We start from the raw sequence: 22,249 nt of genomic DNA, 5'->3' as shown, positions 1-22,249 counted from the left end.
TTATTCCCATTTTGGAAATCAAACACGTTATTGACAAGCTCCAGTATATACTGAAACAAATCATTTGAATAGTACAAAGCTAACGAGGGCGTCCTCGATACAAAAGGGGGATTCTCGTCAAAAAGAGGGGGGTAATTAAGCTTAGAAGGGCATTTGGGAAGACTCCTGCCAAAAAGCAGGAACCTTCCCGGTAAAAACCAGTTTATGAACGCATTGAAGGATAAATAGTAATTATTCGGGAAGACTCCGGCAGAAAAATTTTACTTTAAATTAACACTGTGATCATGCGGAAAATCTTCACCGCTCCAGATTCGTTGGGCACTCCATTTCGCTGGGGCATCGGCCCAGAAGGGATCGGTTTCAGGCAGGCCAAGCGGCAGGAAGATGTTGGTACAGATATAGAGGCTTCCCTGGTTGTTGTAAAAGTCGGCCATGTCGGGTTGCGAGCCGTACAAACCAAGGGTCAGCCAGCCTTTGTCGTAGGTTGTAGGGCTTTCCAGTGTTTTCTTGATCACGGCGGTCAGGGCGCAGCGTACCTGGGCAGGGCTTAGCTCTTTGGGTAAGGCTTTCCGCCAGGCCATGTCGGCCAGGTGCTGAAAGGCGGCCCCCCGGTAAACCAGCGAGCGACCCGTAGCGGGGTAGGTTCCGTCCGTGTTGATCAGGCGCTCCTGGATAACGGCGTAACGCTCATTCCGCTTTTTAATTTTCGCGATCATGTCCTTATAGCCGTTGGTTTTCTGACCGATCACCTCCGTGATGGTTGCCAGAAAGGGATGAATCACGTAGCTGTTATAGTAATCAAAAGCATAGCTAACCCCATCGGAATACATCCCATCGCCAACGTACCACTGCTCCATTTGCATCAGGGCGTAATCGACCCGCATGGGATCCCACTCGTAACCATACTTGCAGAAAAAGGCTTCCGTCATGGCCGAAAAAAGCAGCCAGTTAGAGAATACCGGCTTGAACCGACGTGTCGATTTCAGGGCGGTAATCATGCGGTTTTTGTCCGTCGCACTCAAATGCTCCCACAGCCAGGGCGCCCGCACGAAGGCATAAGCAATGAAGGACGCATCCACCAACTGCTGCCCGCCAAGGTCGAAACGCATAAAGTCCTTCGCTGAGGAGTCTAACGCGTTGGAAATGCCCTGGAGCGCCCATTGCCGGTACTGGTTCCGCAGCGCGACTTCTTCGGCGCTACCGCCTTCGAGCTGCAACCAGGGGGCCACGCCACTGAGCACCCGCCCCAGCACTTCAACGTACTGGACTTCGATGCGGTGGGCTTTGTTGTCTACGCGATTGGACGTGATTTTAGGCATGGCAATGCGCAGACTATCCTGAGCCAGATTGTAAAGTACGGGCTTGACCATTTTGTCCATTTCCCGCAGCCAAACGCTACGGTCACTGGGTACGGGGGCTGGTTTAGCCGCCCGTTTTTTTTGTGCATAACTTGAACTGAGCGTCAGCACGACCACGGCAAATGCCAATAAAAGTTGACCGATTTTTTTCATGAATGCGTACTAGTAAAGCAATGAGCGAATGAGTAAATAACTAGCCGATTTTCAGCACATTGACCCTTTGAATAGCCTAGATTAGTTTTGCGTAAGTACTTCTTTAAGGGACTAGGGGTACTTGGGTGACGCGGGTTAATTGGCGGCTTTTTTCTCCAAGTGTCGGTACATTTCACAACCAGCCAGCAGAAAAGCACCCACCCCGAAATTGGACGTCGAATTGGCATTAACGACCTGACCGGGAATGGCTTTTTCGCCGATGGGCTGGACGTAACCGATTTTACCCGTTGGTTGCAGGGCAACCGTTGTGAGGTATTTCCAGCCTTTTTGAGCGGCAGGTAGGTAGGTTTTCTCGGCCAGATGCCCGTTGTTAATGCCCCAAAGCAACCCATACGTGAAAAAGGCGGTTCCGCTGGTTTCGGGGCCGGGAGCGTGTTCGGCGTCGAGCATGCTGCGCGTCCAGTACCCTTCTGCCTGCTGGGATTTTAGAATCGCTTCTGCCATGTTTTTATATTTAGTGAGGTATTCGTCCCGGTGGGGAGCATCGGCGGGGAGGTCTTTCAGTACTTTCGCCAGGGCGGCAAAAACCCAGCCATCGCCCCGCGCCCAGAAGTCTTTTTTGCCATTGACGCTCTTGTGTTTGGGGTATACGTACTTGGCATCGCGGTAGTAGAGTTTTTCCGACTCGTCGTACATGATGCTGTTGGCGTACGTAAAGTATTCGTGCAGCTTTTCCAGGTATTGCTTATTGCCCGTTACGTTATACAGTTTCGTCATCACCGGCATCACCATGTATAAGCCATCGGCCCACCACCAGTAGTCGGATTTAGGCGTACTCATCTGGTATTCCATGACTTCCCGCGCGCGGGCAATTTTCCGGGTCGCGGCTTCGCTTCGGCCCGGCTGGATGTTATACAGATCAATGTACGTCTGGAAACAGATCTGCCAGTCGCCAAAGAGCACATAGTCGTCGGTTTCGCCGTAGCTGTATTTCCAGGCTTGTTTGTCGTCCGATTTGGCTCCTTTCCACTGGTTTTGTTCGGCCCAGGCCTCCGAATAGCGCCGGTAGGCTTCGTTTCCCGTCAGAAAGTACGCTTCCATGTTGCCGGTATGGTAGGCGGCATTGTCCCAGAATGCCCTGCCGTGGGTCAGATTGGCCGATTGCCAGTAGTCATTTACTTTCTGAATCGTTGCTTTTACTTCTTTCTGCGCGGGTTGCTCCGTCCAGCCCGTCTTAAGGCTCCATTCGTCTTTCCACTCGATTACCGGCTTGTTGTTCTCAAACGTAATCGGAAGCCACAGATAGCGGCTGTCGATCAGATCGCGGGGCTTCCACTGATCGGCCACAAAAATGAAAGCATCTTTTTTGCCCTGAACCGGGAGGATATACGTAGACTGTCCACCAAACGTCTTCGCCGCCAGCTTGCCTCTCATGGGGTCGCCGAGAAACTCCCAGGGGCCAAACAGCGACTTGGCGGCGTGTAGCGTAGCCTGGTTGGGGTCCCAGCCGGTGCAGCCGCTGGTGATCATGTAGTACATGCCTTGGTGTTTAAATACGGCGGGTGCTTCGCGGTGTTTGCTGAGCAACAGCGTGTCCTGTTTGGTAGCGGTCAAATAATCGTCGGCTAGTTTCGTTATGCGAAGGTCGTAATTATCGCGGGCCGAGTAGATGTGATACGCGGAGCCATCGTCATCCACGAAAAGGGTCATGTCCCTGGACATGTGGCCGTTAGGTCGAAAGCTGCTGACGTACTGATACGGACCGGTTACTTTATCACTGATGGCTACCCCGGCGCGGGCGGCATTATAACCCTGGCCCGGCAGTTCCAGGTGAAACCACATGACAAATTTTTTCGTTTTCGGGTTATAAATGACTTTCGGACGTTCCATCAGGCCACCGTGGGCAATCTCACTTTTGGGATCGCTTGATTTAGCCAGAGCCAGTCCTTCAAATTTCCAGTTGTATAAATCTTTCGAGGAATAGACATTGACGCCTTCAGACGCCTGTTTTCCGCGTTTTTCACCAAACCAGTAATAGGTCTTATTGATGTAGAGCAACCCGCCGCCGTGAGCGTTGATGAGTTCGCCTTTGGTGTCGTACCAGCGTTGGCCGGGCTTGAAAACTGTCTGTTTGGATGGCGTATCACCTGGCGGGGCGACTGTTTTTCGCCGGGGTGGGTCAACGGATTTGGCGGCTACTAGAGCGGCAAGCAGGCCCGTCAGCAAGAGGCTAGCCGTGGCCTTTTTTACAAACGAAATGAACATGGAAGTTGAAGAGTTAAGCAGTGGATACAGCGGCCAAATCTAAAGCCCATCGGTATCATGAAAGGTTACAGGCGTTCAGAAGCCTTCAATCTATCATTTGAATAATGCAAAAATAATGTTACCTGTCCGATGATAAAGGTTAGTTTTCGTCAAAAAAAGGGGGTAAATTAGTCATAGCATATGAAGTGGTTAATTAACTGTTGTTTGAGTTTATGGATAGCCTGCTGCTTATTTACTCCCGGGTTATCACAGTCTGAATCGGATCGATTTAGGTTTGAGCACATTACCGTCAATGAGGGTCTTGCCCACAGCGATGCCATGGTTGTGGATCAGGATAAACAGGGTTTTATCTGGGTGGGCACTAACAAAGGGATCAATCGCTACGACGGCTTTGAATTAAAAAAATACGACCTCCCCATCAACGACCAGAAAGGGGCTACCAGCAACCGGATTCGGGCTTTGCATGTCACGCCAGCCGGAAGCTTGTGGGCGGGTGCCGAGCGGGCAGGTCTTTTCTGGTACGATGTCACGAAAGATCGCTTCGTCAGCATGCGGGATTGCCGGGTGCCTTCAAACTACCAGAAACTGGTTCAACTCCTCACCGAATCCACCATTTCGGCCATTACTTCCGACAACCAGGGGCAGGTCTGGGTAGGTACGCAGTGGTACGGTATCTTTGTGTTCCGTATGGACGAGCAGGGAAACCTGTCTGCCATGCGTCAGATTCATGTAAAAGAGCCGGGGGAAAAAACGCCTTCGAACCACGATCATGCCATAAGTCGCATTGTCCTCGATAAACAGAATAATCTTTGGATTGGAACCTACGAGAAGGGGCTTTGGCTTTTTCAGGGAAATAATCTTCAGCAAAAAAACGCCTCGCTGCACGCATCCCGGGTTGCCTCGTATTCGGTATCAAGCGTTCGGGCGCTGCTGCTTGACCGCCGGGGCGATTTGTGGATCGGAACCAATAGCCAGGTCTTTTGGGTGGGCAGCCAGGCCCTCACCCGGAGCCAGGATTTTCGGCCCCAACCGCTGCGCCGAACCTTCGGAGATATTGAAAGCCTCTACCTGGATTCCTTCCATCGGTTGTGGATTGGTACCAGTTTTGGGCTGTTGTTGATGAAGCCTGGCCCGGTGACGGCCCTGGCACCGCCGGTAGACGAGGCGCAAACGCATACTTTTTTGCCGCTGGATACCGATCCGTACAGCATCAATTCCGTGCGGGTGCACCAGATCCTGGAAGACCGCTTTCACAACCTGTGGTTTGCGACCTCGGCGGGAGGGTTGAATCAGGTAAAGCTAAATACCAAACCGTTCCAACAGTTGCGGCGTCAGCTTTTCGGCCAGGCTACGCCCGCCAACAATTACATCAACGCGATGTATAAAGACCGCAACAGCAACCGCTTGTGGATTGGAAGCCGGAACGGATTTGCCAGCTACGATTTTACGCAGGGAAAATACCAAAACTACCTCAATCGCGCCTTGTCGGGAAATGTGAATGGGGTGGATGTATCGACCTTCTTTCAGGCCAGCAATGGAACGCTTTGGGTGGGTACCCGCCACAACGGAATTTACCTGCTGACGGGCCAGAACACCTTGACACCTTTGCCCCCGTTGCCGACCATTGACAGTTGGCAGCAGGCCAGTATTGAAGATATTGTGGAAGACCGATTCGGCAATATCTGGGTGGCTACCTTTAACGCCGGACTGCTTCAGTTTGATCGCCAGGGCAAATTCCTGAAAACCCACAACCGGGCAAACAGTGGATTGCCCATTGACGAAGCGACAACCCTGTTGTATGCGGGGGATGAGAATGTCCTTTGGGTAAGTACCCGGGGCGAAGGGGTAATCAAGCTGCGTCTTGAGGCGAATAAGCTGTCGCTATTAAACCAGTTCCGGCACGAACCCAACAACCCGAACAGCCTGCGCGTCAATTACGCCTGGCCGCTGTTGAAAGACCGCCGGGGTACGCTGTGGATTGGCACCATCGGCGGTGGTTTGCATCGCCTGGTGAAGAACAAAGAGGGAAAAGAAGTGATTGAACGGTACAGCCAGTGGGTGCCTGAAACGGATATCGAAAGCTTGTTATCGGATGAGGCGGGAAATATCTGGATCGGAGGGGCGGGGCTATACCAGTTCAATCCGGATACCAAACGATTGTTGCATTACGATGTAACCGATGGCTTGCAAAGCAATTCCTTTAAGATTGGATCTGCCTTTCAGAGTGCCGACGGAACCCTGTTCTTTGGCGGAACAAACGGGATCACCTATTTTCACCCGAAGGCCATCCGATCCAATCCATTCCCACCGCTGATGCAGATTACGGGGCTGCGCATCATGAACCAGCCCGTTGGCGTCGGTGATACCATCAACGGGCGGGTTATGCTGACCAAACCGTTTGCTACCCCGCAGGACATACGCATCAAGGCGTCGGAAAATGATATCTTGATTGAGTTTGTCGGTATCAATTACAACAATCCCCAAAAACACCAATACGCCTACCAGTTGGTTGGGTTTAACGATGAGTGGGTTTACCCGAATCCCGGCCAGCGCACGGCCAGCTTTACCAACCTGCCCGCCGGGAACTACACTTTTTTGGTGAAGGGAAGCAATGGCGATGGGTTGTGGTCCAGCAAACCGGCTTCGGTTGACTTTACGATTTTACCGCCCTGGTGGAAAACCTGGTGGGCTTACCTGCTCTACGCACTAGGCATTATTAGCGCGATGGTGCTCTACCGACGAACGGCGCTCAAGCAGCAGGAATTGAAGAATAATCTGGCTTTTGAAAAATTCCAGAACGAAAAAGAAAAAGAGGTTACCGATCTAAAACTGCGCTTCTTTACGAATGTCTCCCACGAGCTTCGGACGCCTCTGACCTTGATTTTAGGGCCGATGGAAGAACTCGTTGCCTCGGCGGGGCAGTTGGGTAGCCTGAAAAACAAAGTATTGCTGATGCACACCCAGACGCGTAAGCTCCTGGATCTGGTGAATCAGTTGCTGGATTTTCGGAAGGTAGAAACGGGGCACGTTGCGTTGCGGGTTAGCCAGCAGGATATCAATCTGTTCCTAACCGAAATCTTTTTAATTTTTAAATTAAAAGCCGAGGAGCTTCAGTTGGACTACGCCGTGGAGGTGCCATCCGAAGCGGTTCCCCTTTACTTTGACCGCAGCAAACTAGAGGTGATTCTGACCAATCTGCTGTCTAACGCCTTTAAATATACGCCGCCGGGCGGTAAAATTCGCATTTCGGCGGAGGCGGTAGGCCGTCCGGACCAGCCCGCAACCCTAACGAACGGAAAGCTTCAGGACAACTACCTGGAAGTTCGGGTGCGGGATTGGGGGATGGGCATGAAAGCCGAGGATTTGGCGAATATTTTTGATCCCTATTACCAGGCATCGCATACCGAAACCCTGCGGATGATGGGGACGGGGATTGGCTTATCGCTGGTAAAACAGCTTGTGGAGCGCCACGCGGGCGAGATTCTGGTTCAGAGCGAAGTTGGTTTTGGGACGACTTTTACCATTCGTCTGCCATTTGGCCGGGAACACATTTCGCCCATGGATCTTTACGAAGATTCATCGCCGGGAGAAAAAGAGTATAAAGTGCCGGAAACGGATAACTTTTTAGAGCCCGTACCGGAAGAAGAGCTACCCGTGTCGTTGCCCGGTTCAACGCGCATTTTGGTTGTGGAGGACAATGACGAGGTTCGGCAATACCTGCTGCACCAGTTTGAGGCGGAATTTGAGGTGCATCTGGCCGTAGATGGGCAGGAAGGCTGGGAAAAGGCCCTGGAACTGTGCCCGGATCTGGTCATTAGCGACATTATGATGCCCCGGAGCGATGGACTGGAGCTGTGCAAACGGTTGAAATTACACCCTAAAACGCTGCACATTCCGGTCATACTGCTGACGGCGCGGGCGTCGGCCATTCACGAATTGGAAGGCTTGGAGACTGGGGCCGACGATTACATCACTAAACCCTTTAATCCCAAGATTCTGCATGCCAAAACCATGGCAATGCTCCAGAATCGGTTTAAGCTCCGAACGTATTACCAGCGTCAGATTTTGCTGAAACCGACGGAAATTGTCATTCCGGACGAGGATAAGCAGATTCTGGAAAAGGCCATGAAAGTAGTCGAGAACCGATTGCATGAGCCCGCGTTTAGTGTTCAGTCGCTAGTGCAGGAGATGGGCATGAGCCAGTCAGCCTTCTACCGCCGAATCAAGAGCATTACCGGACAAACAGTCGTCGAATTCATTCGGGATGTTCGAATGAAGCGAGCTGCCCAACTGCTTTCCAGTACCACGCAGCGCGTGTCTGAAATTGCCTTGCAGGTAGGCGTTGAAGACATTAAGCATTTCCGCCAGTCCTTTCAGAAGACCTTTAATCAATCGCCGTCGGAATACGCCCGGCAACACCGGAAAACCGAGAAAGAAAGCCCGCTGGAATACGAGAGCTAAGCCGCTATTGGCCGGGTAAGGGTAAAGGTAGATTTGATCAGTACGAGTGAATAAAAAAGATGATGAGTCCGGCAATTAGAAGTTCGATGCCGATAATAACGAACCGGTGAAATTTAAATCGTTTCGCTTCTGGTTTAGGAACCTTTTTAAGGTCTTTGTTCATTAGTCAAAAATTTATTACAATATTAATAGTTGACTCGAGGGCGGAGAGGGGGTATTCTAAGCAAAAAAGGGGGGTAGAAAAGTCTACAAGTTTCTGGTGCTTCCAAGAATCAAATATGCCCTATATCTTTAACGTTACATCGCAGGTAACATCTGAGTGGCAATCACACTGTTTTCGGAAAGGGCAGAATAAGGCGTCCGGTAAGTGGGAATGGATGCGGCAAGAGTTTTGGAGTAGGTTTCCAGCGACATGGATGTACAGCGCAAAAGCGTCTAAAGAAATTAATACTAAACTATCGTTTTTGTTATAATTTATCGACAAAGTAAACGTAATTCGTACCGGATTTTTTGAAACAGTAACCTTTAAATTTGTTAGTATGGTAAAAGTTTTCTTGAGTCTGGTTTACGTTTTCCTATTTCTAATTGGGATTTTAGAAAAACTGGGCGTCTCTGAAAAAGAGAAGAGCGCGCCCGTTGGGAAGCGTACTCCAGTAAATACTTCTCTCAATAAACCCCAGTTTAAAGCGGTCGCGCCGGAGGAAATCGTGGTTTCCAATTTTGCCGGTCCTGATTTAACGCCTAGTCCATCCTGTCTGGCTGTGGCACCAACCGGTGCCGTTTTTGTGGGCGTAGACATGATGGGTTCCCTCGGAAAAGAGCCGGGAAAAGGACACATCATCAAATTGGTAGATAGCAATAATGATGGTAAAGTAGACCAGCACACCAAATTTGCGATGGTGGATAACCCACGCGGAATTATTGCCAACGGCGATCAGGTTTTTGTGCTGCACACCACGTTCTCGAAAGAAACCGGTAAAGCCAGCGGCATGGATCTGGTTGTTTTTGAGGATCAGAACCGGGATGGTGTGGCCGATGGCCCCTCCAAACCACTGATCCAGAATATAAGCTCGCCTAAGTTTCTGCAAAACCGGGGGACTGACCACGCCACCAACGGAATCCGCATGGGTATTGATGGCTGGATTTACATTGCCGTCGGTGACTTTGGTTTCCACGACGCCGTCGATCGGACTGGTAAGAAATTGACCCAACTGGGCGGTGGAATTGTACGTGTGCGTCCGGACGGAACCGAAATGGAGGTTTTCACCCACGGTATGCGGAACATCTACGACGTAGCCATTGATCCCTACATGAATGTTTTTACGCGGGATAACACCAACGACGGGGGCGGCTGGAACATCCGGTTTAGCCACCAGATTCAGTCGGGGGAATACGGCTATCCGGTGTTGTTCAAGCATTTTACCAATGAAATCATTCCTGCCCTGGTTGACGTAGGAGGTGGTTCTGGAACCGGTTCGCTGTTCATGGATGATTCAACCTGGCCGGAAAAATACAACCGCGTGCCGATGATGGCCGACTGGGGAAGAAACCAGCTTTATATTCACCGCGTCACACCGGACGGAGCCAGCTTTACCCAAAAAGAAGAAGAGTTCATCAAGCTCCCCCAAATCACGGACGTTGATGTAGACGCCTCTGGTCGGGTTTATATGGCCGCTTGGGACGGAGCGGGTTATTCGGGGAACCCTAGCAAAGGATATGTGGTGCGGGCAGTTCCCAAAAACTGGCAGTACAAAGCGTTTCCAGACGTGAAAAAAGCCTCGGTTAAACAACTGGTTGCTATTCTTAAGTCGGAGAGCGGGGTAGCCCGGCTGGCCGCCCAGCAGGAATTGCTGACTCGTCCGAAAGATGCCGCGAAAGCATCCTGGAAAATTGCCGAAGACAAAAGCCTGCCCCTGCACATTCGCGTGGCGGGACTATTTACCTACGCGCAGGCAGCAGGAACCAACGGAATTGACAATCTAGTCAAACTGACTGCGGAAAGCGACATGCGGGAATTTGCCTTAAAGGCGCTGGCAGATCGGAAAAATAACCTTCAGAATGTGCCCCTTGAGCCGTTTATCCAGGGCTTGAAAGATCCTTCTGAACGCGTACGGGTTGCGGCAACCATTGGTCTGGGCCGTTTGGGTCGGGCTGAAGCGGCTCCGGCCCTGCTAGAGGTAAAAGTACCTGCGTCGTTCGTTGAACCGGCAAAAGGAACTGAAGGCCCACACGCTACGCCTAACTCGGCGATTATCCCGCCGCACCTGGCGGTTCGGGCGCTGGTCAGCATGAATGCGGTAGACGCCTGTGTGAACGCCATCGGTAGCGAAAATTCAGCACTGGCACTTTGGGCCTTGCGGTACATGCACGATTCCAAGGCGGTAAATGGCTTGATTGCGGCCTATACAAAGTCGAGCGACGAGAAGCTCAAGAAAGACATTGTAAACACGCTGGCCCGGTTGTACAAAAAAGAAGCCGTTTACGATGGTTCGTGGTGGTGGAGCACGCGTCCTGATACGCACGGTCCGTACTACAAAGCAGTGGTTTGGGAATCGTCTCCCGCGATCAAAGAGGTCTTGATGCAGGAGTGGAACAAAACCAACGAGGCCGGAAAGACCTTTTATGCTGATCTCAACAATCGCCTTCGGCTGGACATCACCGAATTCGGCGGCGAAGAGGTCGTAGCAGCCAAAGAGGAAATCAAGGTCGATCTGGAGAAAATTCGGAACCAGAAGGGCCAGATTGGTAAAGCGTCCATCGAAGATGTAATGCTGGCGATGGCGAAGATTCAAGGCGATCCGGTGAAAGGAAAAGCTCTTTTTGTTCAGCAGGGTTGCATTGCCTGCCATAGCCTGGCAAAAGGAGAGACCATGAAAGGACCTTTTATGGGACAGATTGGATCTATCATGACGCGGGAACAGATTGCGGAATCTATTCTTAAACCCAATGCCTCCATCTCGCAGGGCTTTGCGACGGTGCTCGTTACCGCTAAAGGCAACAAAAGTTACATGGGCTTCATTACGCAGGAGTCTGCCGATAAGTTGGTGATGCGGAACATCGCGGGCGAAGTATCGACCATTAAAACCAGCGATATTGTCAGCCGGAAGGAAATGGAAACATCCATGATGCCCGACGGACTGGCCAACGCTTTGTCCTACGAAGAGTTTGCTTCATTGATCACGTTCCTCTCGCAGCAGAAAAAGTAAGCGAAAGAGCCGAATTCAGTTTCTGACAACAAAAAAGCCGACTCTACAGTCGGCTTTTTTGTTGTATGTTCTGGCAAAAAGAATCAAGTTTCAAGCGTTTGGCGAGCCAGGATCTTCCATTTCGCTCGTACTGATCATCCAAAGCCAGACTCCGGCTAAAACCAAAAAAACAAAGCGACTGATGAGGTGCCAGTTCATTGGGTTCAAACTCCATTCCAGAAGCGCGATAAATAGATAAAGAGCAGTTGTCGCTAGGAAGCTAACGCCAACCTTGTAAGCAAAAACTGATTTCATGCATAACTAAGTGTCTACCGATGTATTTGGTAAATTTAAAGAATTTTTAGGAAAATATTTATGCCGATAACTAAGTTGTGAAGCCTAAACTTGTGACTGTGATGCGTTTAAAAGTAGGACACTATTGGTAAAAAATAAGTAGTTTTTAGGCTGTTGCTGGTGCCACTAGTATCTAGTCAGGGCTTTCGAACCGACTGGCGAAAATTTTGAATATACTCCCGGCTAATCTGACCTGCCTGGAGTTCTACCTGAAGCCGATCGATGAGTACGTCGGCGTTCTGGTAAAGTGCGGGCAACTGCCGATACTTGTTGAATTCGTCGATGGAGCCAAAGACAGCTACGATAATTTCCTCACGGGTCATAACGGGATCACTATCCGGTAGAAATAGAGCTTCAATCTGTCGCCGTTGTTCAGCCAGTTCTTCTTCGGTCGGTGGTAGGAGCGGTTGTTTTTTTCTCATGTTTCTAAATAACGAAAACACCTGGGCAAAATGGTATTTAGGTTTAAGCCAATGGGAATCGGATAACCTGAAAAAAGAAATAATAATTCCTGAGCGGGCGTTGCCGAGAAAACTGAAGTGAAGAAGTGCACGAATCGGCTGAAAAGGCCAATAAAAAAGCCCACTTCCGGATGGAGTTGGGCAGCTTTAGTAGATTATAATAATACCGAGATAAAATATTATTTTTTGGTGATCCGGCTGGGATTCGAACCCAGGACCCATACATTAAAAGTGTATTGCTCTACCAGCTGAGCTACCAGATCGGTTTTTGTTAAGAAGTTTGAAGAGGAATGAACTACTGAAACCAGCAATTAATTTGTCACTCTCAACGGGCAATCTTAACTTTACTTTTTTAACTTTTTTGGTGATCCGGCTGGGATTCGAACCCAGGACCCATACATTAAAAGTGTATTGCTCTACCAGCTGAGCTACCAGATCGACTATATTTGCGTTTCAGTTTGGGTGCGTTTCCTTCCCTGAATTGCGATGCAAAAGTAGGATTTTATGACTGTTTATGCAAGTTCTCATTTTGAAAAAATTCGCTTTTTTTTCATTTATTTTAATGCTGGTGGCACAACTGGCTGTTGCTCAACCACCAATCACATTATTACGAAAAGCAGATTCTTTGTTTGCAACGGGTCAATACGCGGCGGCTGGCAAACTTTATACCCTTTATGAGCAGCAAGACCAGCCGGTCACGGATCCCTTATTGCTGAAATTAGCCTACGTGCAGGAAAAAGAAGGAAACGTAGCGCGCTTGTTATACTACCTGCAACGCTATTTTGACCGTCGCCCCGACGAAGCGGTTCTGAAAAAAATGCACGAAGTAGCCAGCGAACACAACCTGATGGGTTACGAAACGGACGATCTGAACTATTTTTACCTGTTCTACAAGCAGTACGGTTTGTACGCCATCATGGGCTTGCTCGTCATGGGCGCTTATGTATTTGGCATTTTTTGGATGAAGCACCACAAGCAGGAGTCGATCCGGCGCCAGCACAAATGGGTAGTCTTGCTTTACCTGTTGAGTCTGCTCTTACTGGTAAATCTAACTGAGCGGTATCAATCAGGCATTGTCAACCGGGATCATGTCTTTCTGCGGCAACAACCTTCCGCCGCCGCGCCCGTAGCGTCCATTATTGGCAAAGGGCATAAAGTAAATATTCTGGGTAGTCAGGATATCTGGCTGCGGATTTACTGGAATGATGGCTTGTACTACGTGCGCCGGGATACCGTATGGGAAATTTGAATCAATGGACTCCATTGAACGGCAAATCGAAGAAACCTAAGAATAAAATAAGAAATAAAGTTAGGAACATTTGTCGGCAAATCAGTTATTTATGAAAATACAGCTCAATTAAGCATTTCTGAATTTACCTAAAGTTAGTATTATTGCGCTGCGATCATTGAAATTTCACAACTATCACCCATTATGAAAAAAAGATTTGCGTTCTTTCTACCTGCTTTATTGGCCTCTACGTTGATGCTAAGTTCTTGCACCAATGATGATGCACCTGATAAACGCGAAAACGTGGAGTTTGAAGCTACGATCAATAGCAGCCAGACCATTCCGCGGACAACTACCCCTGGAACAGGAACGTTTGCCGGCTCTTATAACAAAAACTCGAAGACCTTAACGTATACGGTGACGTATTCGGGTTTAACTCCTGCCAGAGGTGGGCTATATAGCATGGCTGATCTGACTACTCAGGTTGGACCTAGACAAGTTCCGTTCAACACGGTAGCAACTTCACCAATTCAGGGAACGGTACGATTGTCGCAACAGCAGGAAAATTACCTGTTTGACAACCAGATGTACGTGAATCTTACGACGGGTCCAGAAAATGCACCCACGGGGGCTATCCGGGGTAATATTCGGGCGAAAACATACTAAGCTTTCACCTTTGCATGAAAAAAGGACCTCTAGCGGAGGTCCTTTTTTTGTTACTGCCTGATCAAGGTGATCTGCCCTTTATACTGTCGCTTCGAATAGTCGATCAGGTAAAAATACTGGCCGGAGGAGTAGCCGGTACCATCCCAGACAAAATCGCGGTTAGTCGAAGAATAAACCACCCGGCCCCAGCGGTTGTAGATTTCTATCTTCCTGAATTGTTCGGCACAATTATCGGCTGGTAGCGCAGGTATCGAGAAAACGTCGTTTTTACCGTCGTTGTTGGGCGTAAATACATTCGGGATGGCGATGTCGTAATTCGCCGGACTATCTTTAACCACCAGCGTAACGCGCGTTGTATCGTAGCGGTCGGGGAGGCAACTGTTATCTTCGGTCAGAAAATCAAGCACGAAGGTTGCTTCAGGCTGTCCATTGAGCACCGCGCAGCCCGGTTTCCAGCTAAACGGCGAGGTCAGCGGCCCGCGTCCTGATTTATCCTCAAACTGCATTCCCATTGCTTTCCAGTCGAAGCCAAGGCCCTGCAAAGCCAGTTTCAGCAGGTCAGGGTCGGTATCGGAGGCAATGGCGTCAAATTCAACCAGCGGTGTTTGCTGCCCATCGACCGAAAGCACCATTTCAATCAGCGGATTGGTCAGGGTCGTTCGGACGCTTGGTTTGTTGTTGGTCTCAGGAATGGCCGTTAGCCGGACCGTAACCGTATCGCGTTGTTTTAAATCGCAGTAGGTATCGGTTACAATAAAATCAATGACGTATTCCTGATTGCGGACCTGGCTACACTGGGGTGTCCACTGAAACTTCTGGGTGACGGTCGCCGTGCCCGAAACCGGCGCGAAGGTCATGCCCGCCTGGGCCAGCGTAAAGCCCCGGCCTACGGCTTCCAGGCTAACAAAGCCCTTCTCGGGGTCCGTGCCGGTCACGTTGAAGGCCAGCGCCTGCCCGACTTTAACGGTGGCTTTGTTATCGGGCAAATCGGTTTGTACGTCGGGAGGCAGATTCGGATCGGCTTCCATTTGCAGCCGAATGCGGAGTGTATCTTCTAAGCCTTGGGGACACCCTTCGTCAACGGCCAGGAGGCTGATCGTTACCGTACGGCCATTGGGGGCCGCACAGGGCTCAAAACAAATCTGCGCCTTTACGGTATCGCCGGGGTTGCGGATAAGCACTTCCTGGGGCGTAATGACCATATTCTGATTATTTCCCGTTAAAGGGAGAATCCGCACGCGCTGGTTGGCATCGCGGTCGGTGATAAACAAATCCACACATTTGCTGTCTGTTTTAGAGAGCGTCACCAACGATCCCTCCGTATAAAAGCTGTTTGCGCCTTTCTGACGCATCATCAACTTCGGTGGATTGTTTACCGGACAGTCAATCACCTTGAACTGAAAATCCCGCCGAACCAGGCCAATGCGTTGGTACCTGCCGTTGATCTTGCGGTGTTCGCTCACCTCCACGCTGAATACATACAAACCAGTCTGGCTGGCCGTGACCGTCAGCAAACCGGACTGGGCATCAACCCGGAGTGGTCGGGGACCCGGAATAACCTGTGTGAGGTTGATGCCAGACGCCCAGCGCACTTCGGGGTAAGCGGAGCTAGCCGTAGCGGGTGGGCTGGGAAGTTGGGACGTACTGTAGCCATTGTAAGGCGTAACCAATTTATAGGAAAGGCTGTCGCCGTCTGGATCAGCAGCGCCAAAATCAAAGGTAAACGGCTTGTTAATGCAGATGTAATCGCCTTTTAACGGGCGAAAAACAGGGGAGGAATTAACAAACAAGTTGTTGTTTTGCACCAGCGCCGGGAATTCCAGGTAAAAGACGGAACCTGCCGCGCCCGGATTCTGGATGTTGTTGATGGTTCCGTTGCGGCAGCAGCGTTCCCAAACCATGTAGTAGCCCTGTGGATCATTAAAAGCGCCCGTATTGATCGAAACGTCCGAGGAGTAACGAATTAGCCGGGTACTGAGCGAAGAAATCGAGCAATCCGGATTCGAATAAGAAACGGCTTGCCGGTTCACCAGGGGCAAAGTAACAATGCCCATCAGGCGATTATCCGACTTGCGAAAGACGTAAACATTGGTCGTTGGGTCTTCGGCACCGGGATTCCCGTTTAGCTCGTCAAAATATAAATTTAGATTGATTCGGTAATTGGCAGAACCTTGGTTTCGAAGGTATTGTAATTCCAGTTCGCCCCCGACAATGTGCGTTGCCTGCACCCGCTCAGAAAGCCCGAGCAGGAGAAACAAACAGAGCAGAGAAAAAGAAAGAAAGTGGTAATTGTGTTTCATGCAAATGGTAATAATTGGAGTTGCGGCTAAGGCGTGCTTAATTTACGGAATTTTTGAGGAGTATGCGTAGGAAACACAATAAAACAGAAGAGCGACTAACAGGAGTTCAAATAGATGATGTAGCCGCAGAAGGGAAATGCCTGGTGCGGACGCCCGAAGGGGTTATTTTTGTTGAGACCCGTCCGGGCGGACCCGTGGCTGCCCCCGGCGATGTGGTAGACCTGCTGGTTGTCAATAAGAAAAAGCAATACCGGGAAGCCATTGTCGAGCGGATACATAATTATTCGGAGATTCGGGCAGAACCGTTTTGTCCGCACTTTGGCTTGTGTGGGGGCTGTAAATGGCAGCATATTCAATACGACGAGCAACTGCGTTTCAAGCGCCAGCAGGTGGTTGATCACCTGACGCGCATTGGTAAAGTCGAATTGCCGGAAATCCGGCCCACCATGCCGTCTCAATCGACCACGTATTACCGCAACAAACTTGAATTTACGTGCACCGAAGGCCGTTGGCTGACCGATGCCGACATTCGCTCAGGCGTGCAGTTGGAGAAGCGCGTCGTCGGTTTCCACGTGCCGAAGCGGTTTGATAAAGTATTGCCCATCGAGCATTGCTATCTGCAACCGGATCCGTCCAACGCCATCCGTCTGGCCGTGGCTGATTACGCCATTCGGAACGACTTGACGATGTATAACCTCAAAACGCACGAAGGGTATCTGCGGACGCTGATTATCCGAACGGCCTCCAACGGGCAATTGATGGTAACGGTGCAGGTGGCGTATGATAAACCCGAATGGCTCGACGGCATTCTGGCGTTTTTGATCCGGTCTTTTCCGACCATTACATCGCTGAATTACATCATCAATACCAAAAAAAATGACTCCTATCAGGACCAGCAGGTCATTACGGCTCACGGAAAGCCCTACATGGAGGAGCAGATGGAAGACAGCAGCGGGCAACCGCTGACGTTCCGCATTGGCCCCAAGTCGTTCTACCAGACCAATACCGAGCAGGCCAATCGCCTGTACGCCGTTACGCGGGAATGGGCGGGCCTGACGGGCAATGAGTTGGTGTATGACTTGTATACCGGTACCGGTACCATTGCGCTGTTCGTGGCGCGTCAGGCCAAACGGGTGCTGGGCATCGAATACGTCGAGGCCGCCGTGGAAGATGCCCGGATCAACGCCCAGGTGAACAACATCACCAACGCGGAGTTTCTGGCGGGGGACATGCAAAAACTACTCACGCCGGAATTATTCGGCAAATACGGACGCCCGGACGTGGTGATTACCGATCCGCCGCGTGCGGGCATGGACGAAGCGGTAACGCGTAACCTGTTGGTGGCTGCGCCGCAACGGATTGTGTACGTAAGCTGCAACTCGGCTACGCAGGCCCGTGATTTGGCGATTCTGGACGAGTTGTATCAGGTAAAAGACGTGCAACCGGTGGATATGTTCCCCCACACGCACCACGTAGAAAACATTGCCGTGCTGGAGAAACGAAGCTAAAGGCTTAAAAACAAAAAAGCGTGACGAACTGATTATAAAGTTCGTCACGCTTTTTTTTAGGGCTATTCTTCCTTAAAACGGAGTCGGCTGGTTCGGGTCGATGTTGCCAAAGCCACCGGAAAGATTATTGGCCTTGCTTTTGATAATGCCGCCGCCACCGCTCTCAAAATTACTCAAACCGGACGTGTTGTTGTCAAAGCCGCCAGATGGCCCGAAAGGACTGGCGGGGTTGGTCGGCGGCATGAAATACCCATCCATGTCCGCAAATTTGGTGTATTTACCGATAAACCGCAGCTGCACTGTATCCAGCGAACCACTCCGGTTTTTAGCCATAATGACTTCGCCCATGCTGGTGGTTGGGTTACCTGCTTCATCGGCCGTAATTCCATAGTATTCAGGACGGTATAAGAAGATAACCATATCGGCATCCTGCTCAATAGACCCCGATTCCCGAAGGTCAGAAAGTTGAGGTTTCTTGTCGCCACCCCGCGTTTCCACGGCCCGGCTCAACTGCGACAGGGCAATGACAGGCACGTTTAGTTCCTTCGCCAGGTTTTTGAGCGCCCGCGAAATCGAGGCGATTTCCTGCTCCCGGTTGCCAGTTCCCTTACTCGAATCGCCCGACATGAGCTGCAGGTAGTCAATAACCACCATTTGAATGTCGTGCTGGGCTTTCAGACGGCGGCACTTGGCCCGTAGCTCCAGAATGGACAGGGCTGGGGTGTCGTCAATGAAAATGGGCGCTTCCGTGAGGCGCTGAATTTTATGGTGCAACTGCGCCCATTCGTGCGGGGCCAAATTGCCTTTTTTGATTTTTTCACTGTCAATTTCCGCTTCCGCCGAAATCAACCGATTGACGAGCTGCACCGACGACATCTCTAGGGAGAAAATGGCAACGGGCTGGCCAAAGTCAACGGCGGCGTTGCGCAGGGCACTGACCACAAAGGCGGTTTTACCCATACCAGGCCGGGCAGCCAGGATGATGAGTTCGGAGCGTTGCCAGCCCGCCGTGACGCGGTCGAGGGCGCTGAATCCAGAAGGAACGCCCGTTAAGCCGTCGCGGTTGTTTTTCTTTTGTTCCAGTTCGTCCAAGGCCATCCGCATGATGCTGCCCATGTCGGCGTAGTTCTTCCGGATGTTGGACTCGGAAATCCGGAAAAGCTCTTGTTCAACCCGGTCGAGGAGGTTAAAGACATCCTGGGAGTCTTCGTACGCGTCCCGCAGAATTTCGGTAGCCGCCGAAATCAGCGCCCGTTTGATGGCTGCTTCGGCAATGACCCGGGCGTGGTATTCGATGTTGGCCGCCGACGCAATTTTGCCCGTCAGCTCAACGATGTAGCCCGCCCCGCCCGCGATCTCCAGATCACCACTTTTGGCCAGCTGGGTTTTCACCGTCAGCAGGTCAACTGGTTCTGAGTTTCCAAAAAGGGTCAGAATGGCATTATAAATCCGCTGGTGTGCTTCTTTATAAAAACTATCGGGTTTCAGAATATCAACGACTGCGGAGAGCGCATCTTTTTCAATCATCAACGCGCCCAGCACCGCTTCTTCCAGATCCAGCGCCTGTGGAGGTAGCTTGCCGAATCCGGTTGGGGCCAGGTATTGATTGGTTCCGTCGGACATTCGGCGGTCGCGAATTGAGCCGGGAGTCTTTCGGTAAGGGGAGTTATTGGGACGTCCGTTTTCCATAAGGTTAGTGCAAGTATAACCATTAAGGGCAAGAAATAGAAATGCCATTGTGCCCCGGATTCAATTCTCTTGGACGAGCAACAACGCTAACTGTCTGTATGTAAACAAACTATATTTTTAGCAAAATATTTGCGCGCAGCCGGCTATTTTTTGAGAAATACCCAAGTACTTTTATTAAATGGCTTCGTCCGCGAAAAGAGAAAACCAGCCGGCGTGGTTCAGCGTGTCCCCGGTGCGAAATTAGTTGCAATTTGCGCTACGACGTGGAAATAATTTATTGGAAAAATTGTTGTATACTTAAAGGAATTACCGGAATTTGATCCGGCAAAAACATTTGTATCACCTCAAACCTATTGAACCGATTTGGTTGAAAAAGTAATTACACTCGACAATGTGTCACTGATAGACTTTCTAGGTGTCGAGAATAACAACATCAAGGAAGTGGCGGCGGCCTTTCCGATGAGTAAAATTATTTCGCGGGGAAACGAAATCCGAATCAAAGGAACAACCCCCGAAATTACCCGCATTACGGACATCCTGGACTCGTTGCTGGAGCATTACCTGCGCTATGGCAAACTGACGAATGAGCATGTGCGCAGTTTCCTGAATCGGCCTGACGCGGCTTCGGCCCCAACGGAGCCAACCGACGATGACGTGCTGGTGTATGGAACCAAAGGAGTTATTGTGCGGGCCAAAACGGCTAATCAGCAGAAATTAGTCGATACGGCGGCCAAGTATGACCTTGTTTTTGCGGTTGGACCGGCGGGGACGGGGAAAACGTACACGGCCGTTGCGCTGGCGGTCCGGGCTTTGAAAAACAAAGAGGTTCGGAAAATCATCATTACCCGGCCAGCCGTTGAAGCGGGCGAAAACCTTGGTTTTTTGCCGGGTGATCTGAAAGAGAAAATCGATCCGTATCTGCGGCCGATTTATGACGCGCTTGATGACATGATCCCGGCGGAAAAACTCAAATTTTACATTGAGAACCGGATTATCGAAATTGCGCCGCTGGCTTACATGCGCGGACGAACGCTCAATCACGCATTTATCTTACTCGATGAGGCGCAGAATACGACGCCGATGCAGATGAAAATGTTTTTGACGCGGATGGGTCCTACCTCGAAAGCCATCATAACGGGTGACCGCTCGCAGGTTGACTTACCAAAAAACCAGCGTTCTGGTCTCATTGAAGCGGTTGAAATTTTGAAAGACATCAACGGTATAGCCTTTGTGGAGCTCGACGGACGCGACGTGGTTCGGCACCGGCTCGTGAAAGAGATCATCTCAGCGTATGAACGCTCCGAAAAATAGTGCATTTTGGACAGGACTGTGCTTTGCGTTGTCAATTCTGACGGCCAGGGCGCAGTCTTTGTCTACGGAGGCGGTCCCGCAGCGTTGCGGGACCGCCATTTATGAACAGCTTCTTCGCCAGCGTGACCCCCACCGGGTGGCCGATCAAAAGCGATTGAATGAACTGATTCAGGGCGTGCTTCGCCAGAAAGCGGCCACTAAATCAGGGGCGCGGGTAGGCGAAGTAACGTACCGGATTCCGGTGGTGGTGCACGTGGTCCACAACAACGCGGCTGGAACGGTAGGCGGTGCCAATAATCCCAACATTTCGGATGAGCAGATCATTTCCCAGATTCAGGTACTGAACGACGATTACCGCCGACGGGAAGGAACCCGTGGCTTTAACACCAACCCGGTGGGAGCGGATACCGGCATTGAGTTTGTGCTGGCGAAGCTCGATCCCAGTGGGAACACCTCGACGGGCATTACCCGGCATTATTACCCCCAGCAAAGTACGTTTGATATTTACCAGGACGATTTGTTGCTGTCGCAGATTGCCTACTGGCCCAGCGACCGTTACCTGAATCTTTGGGTTGCCCCGCTGCGAAACGATTATTTGGGCTATTCCCAGTTTCCGACGGCTCCGGCCATTCCGGGCATAAGCGGCGAACGCAATGAACTGACCGATGGCGTTATCATCGATTACAAGAACTTTGGAAATGCAACCGGGACCGTAACCAATCCCACATATCTCTACGGGCGAACGGCAACGCACGAAATAGGCCACTGGCTGGGCTTGCTGCACACCTGGGGCGATGCATATTGTGGGGAGGATTATTGCGAAGACACGCCTCCCACGGAGAGCCCGAACCAAACTACCCAATGTACCGAACGGTTTTCGACCTGCAACGGCGTGCGGACCCGGAATCAGATCGAGAATTACCTGGACTATTCACCGGACGGCTGCATGAACCTGTTTACCAAAAACCAGGCCGAACGGATGCGCGCCGTCCTGGAAGCGAGCCCCCGGCGGGCCCGGCTGATCCGGTCGGTGACGGTTTTGCCCCAACCCGAGCAGTTGACGGTGAATCTGTCGCCCAATCCCAATTCGAAAAACGAGAAGACAACGCTGGAAGTTTTGTTTTCGGGCCTGAGCACCTTCACGGTCGGCATTTTTGATCTTCTGGGGCGACAAGTTAGTGCGCAGCAATACACCGATTCCCCCAGCTCAGCCATTGATTTGCCGTTACATACGTTTAAGAATGGCGTTTATCTGGTTAAAGTAACAAAGGGCAAGGAAACAATTACGCGGCGATTGCTGATCCATTGAA

The 22,249-nt window shown here is 50.8% G+C and carries 13 protein-coding genes and 2 tRNA genes; 7 read left to right on the top strand and 8 right to left on the bottom strand.

Translation table 11 applies throughout. The annotated features are described in order from the left end of the window. Positions 1–260 precede the first annotated feature (260 nt). Together L0Y31_RS14985 and L0Y31_RS14980 are read right to left on the bottom strand one after the other, a co-directional pair. Entirely contained in the window at positions 261–1,511 is a 1,251-nt protein-coding gene (locus tag L0Y31_RS14985; protein WP_234733885.1) for a DUF2264 domain-containing protein, read from the bottom strand. 135 nt (positions 1,512–1,646) lie between these two features. Further along, the gene (locus tag L0Y31_RS14980) at positions 1,647–3,776 is read right to left on the bottom strand and encodes a glycoside hydrolase family 88 protein (RefSeq protein WP_234733884.1); all 2,130 of its coding nucleotides are present in this window, start codon (positions 3,774–3,776) and stop codon (positions 1,647–1,649) included. Between the two features lie 318 nt (positions 3,777–4,094). Between L0Y31_RS14980 and L0Y31_RS14975 the strand changes: the two genes are divergently transcribed. Beyond that, positions 4,095–8,237 (top strand): hybrid sensor histidine kinase/response regulator transcription factor, encoded by a 4,143-nt coding sequence (locus L0Y31_RS14975; RefSeq protein WP_234733883.1) that lies wholly within the window; start codon positions 4,095–4,097, stop codon positions 8,235–8,237. 539 nt (positions 8,238–8,776) lie between these two features. After that, positions 8,777–11,443, top strand: coding sequence for a DUF7133 domain-containing protein (locus L0Y31_RS14970; protein WP_234733882.1), 2,667 nt, complete (start codon positions 8,777–8,779; stop codon positions 11,441–11,443). A gap of 90 nt (positions 11,444–11,533) precedes the next feature. On the opposite strand, the gene L0Y31_RS14965 is transcribed toward L0Y31_RS14970, so the two are convergent. From L0Y31_RS14965 to L0Y31_RS14950, 4 genes are all read right to left on the bottom strand, one after another. After that, a complete protein-coding gene (locus L0Y31_RS14965) occupies positions 11,534–11,737 on the bottom strand; it encodes a hypothetical protein (protein ID WP_234733881.1) in 204 nt (67 codons plus the stop codon). A gap of 176 nt (positions 11,738–11,913) precedes the next feature. Beyond that, positions 11,914–12,198: a hypothetical protein gene (locus L0Y31_RS14960; RefSeq protein WP_234733880.1), complete on the bottom strand. Its 285-nt coding sequence runs from the start codon at positions 12,196–12,198 to the stop codon at positions 11,914–11,916. 226 nt (positions 12,199–12,424) lie between these two features. Beyond that, positions 12,425–12,500 (bottom strand) — tRNA-Lys (locus tag L0Y31_RS14955). 99 nt (positions 12,501–12,599) lie between these two features. Next, positions 12,600–12,675: transfer RNA gene (locus L0Y31_RS14950), tRNA-Lys, on the bottom strand. 76 nt (positions 12,676–12,751) lie between these two features. Here L0Y31_RS14950 and L0Y31_RS14945 point away from each other — a divergent pair. Next, entirely contained in the window at positions 12,752–13,486 is a 735-nt protein-coding gene (locus L0Y31_RS14945; protein ID WP_234733879.1) for an SH3 domain-containing protein, read from the top strand. 183 nt (positions 13,487–13,669) lie between these two features. Then, positions 13,670–14,131: a CHRD domain-containing protein gene (locus tag L0Y31_RS14940; RefSeq protein WP_234733878.1), complete on the top strand. Its 462-nt coding sequence runs from the start codon at positions 13,670–13,672 to the stop codon at positions 14,129–14,131. A gap of 50 nt (positions 14,132–14,181) precedes the next feature. Here L0Y31_RS14940 and L0Y31_RS14935 read toward each other — a convergent pair whose 3' ends face one another. Continuing rightward, the gene (locus tag L0Y31_RS14935; protein ID WP_234733877.1) at positions 14,182–16,431 is read right to left on the bottom strand and encodes a gliding motility-associated C-terminal domain-containing protein; all 2,250 of its coding nucleotides are present in this window, start codon (positions 16,429–16,431) and stop codon (positions 14,182–14,184) included. A gap of 62 nt (positions 16,432–16,493) precedes the next feature. Between L0Y31_RS14935 and rlmD the strand changes: the two genes are divergently transcribed. Further along, positions 16,494–17,939 (top strand): 23S rRNA (uracil(1939)-C(5))-methyltransferase RlmD, encoded by a 1,446-nt coding sequence (gene rlmD / locus L0Y31_RS14930; RefSeq protein WP_234733876.1) that lies wholly within the window; start codon positions 16,494–16,496, stop codon positions 17,937–17,939. 72 nt (positions 17,940–18,011) lie between these two features. On the opposite strand, the gene dnaB is transcribed toward rlmD, so the two are convergent. Continuing rightward, on the bottom strand, positions 18,012–19,628 hold the full coding sequence (gene dnaB, locus L0Y31_RS14925) for a replicative DNA helicase (protein ID WP_234733875.1): 1,617 nt from the start codon (positions 19,626–19,628) through the stop codon (positions 18,012–18,014). A gap of 363 nt (positions 19,629–19,991) precedes the next feature. On the opposite strand from dnaB, the gene L0Y31_RS14920 reads away from it, so the two are divergent. Both L0Y31_RS14920 and L0Y31_RS14915 read left to right on the top strand, forming a co-directional pair. Next, entirely contained in the window at positions 19,992–20,939 is a 948-nt protein-coding gene (locus L0Y31_RS14920; RefSeq protein WP_234733874.1) for a PhoH family protein, read from the top strand. Continuing rightward, the gene (locus tag L0Y31_RS14915) at positions 20,920–22,248 is read left to right on the top strand and encodes a M43 family zinc metalloprotease (protein ID WP_234733873.1); all 1,329 of its coding nucleotides are present in this window, start codon (positions 20,920–20,922) and stop codon (positions 22,246–22,248) included. Before L0Y31_RS14920 ends, L0Y31_RS14915 begins: the two co-directional genes overlap by 20 nt. Position 22,249 lies beyond the last annotated feature (1 nt).

The organism is Tellurirhabdus bombi (assembly GCF_021484805.1).
Classification (GTDB): domain Bacteria; phylum Bacteroidota; class Bacteroidia; order Cytophagales; family Spirosomataceae; genus Tellurirhabdus; species Tellurirhabdus bombi.
Note: the sequence above shows the minus strand (reverse complement) of the source record. Positions and strands in the feature narration are given on the sequence as shown.

Coding starts and splice junctions, on each gene's coding strand:
- L0Y31_RS14985 (WP_234733885.1), bottom strand. CDS start 1,511: ATGAAAAAAATCGGTCAACTTTTATTGGCATTTGCCGTGGTCGTGCTG.
- L0Y31_RS14980 (WP_234733884.1), bottom strand. CDS start 3,776: ATGTTCATTTCGTTTGTAAAAAAGGCCACGGCTAGCCTCTTGCTGACG.
- L0Y31_RS14975 (WP_234733883.1), top strand. CDS start 4,095: ATGGTTGTGGATCAGGATAAACAGGGTTTTATCTGGGTGGGCACTAAC.
- L0Y31_RS14970 (WP_234733882.1), top strand. CDS start 8,777: ATGGTAAAAGTTTTCTTGAGTCTGGTTTACGTTTTCCTATTTCTAATT.
- L0Y31_RS14965 (WP_234733881.1), bottom strand. CDS start 11,737: ATGAAATCAGTTTTTGCTTACAAGGTTGGCGTTAGCTTCCTAGCGACA.
- L0Y31_RS14960 (WP_234733880.1), bottom strand. CDS start 12,198: ATGAGAAAAAAACAACCGCTCCTACCACCGACCGAAGAAGAACTGGCT.
- L0Y31_RS14945 (WP_234733879.1), top strand. CDS start 12,752: ATGCAAGTTCTCATTTTGAAAAAATTCGCTTTTTTTTCATTTATTTTA.
- L0Y31_RS14940 (WP_234733878.1), top strand. CDS start 13,670: ATGAAAAAAAGATTTGCGTTCTTTCTACCTGCTTTATTGGCCTCTACG.
- L0Y31_RS14935 (WP_234733877.1), bottom strand. CDS start 16,431: ATGAAACACAATTACCACTTTCTTTCTTTTTCTCTGCTCTGTTTGTTT.
- rlmD (WP_234733876.1), top strand. CDS start 16,494: ATGCGTAGGAAACACAATAAAACAGAAGAGCGACTAACAGGAGTTCAA.
- dnaB (WP_234733875.1), bottom strand. CDS start 19,628: ATGGAAAACGGACGTCCCAATAACTCCCCTTACCGAAAGACTCCCGGC.
- L0Y31_RS14915 (WP_234733873.1), top strand. CDS start 20,920: ATGAACGCTCCGAAAAATAGTGCATTTTGGACAGGACTGTGCTTTGCG.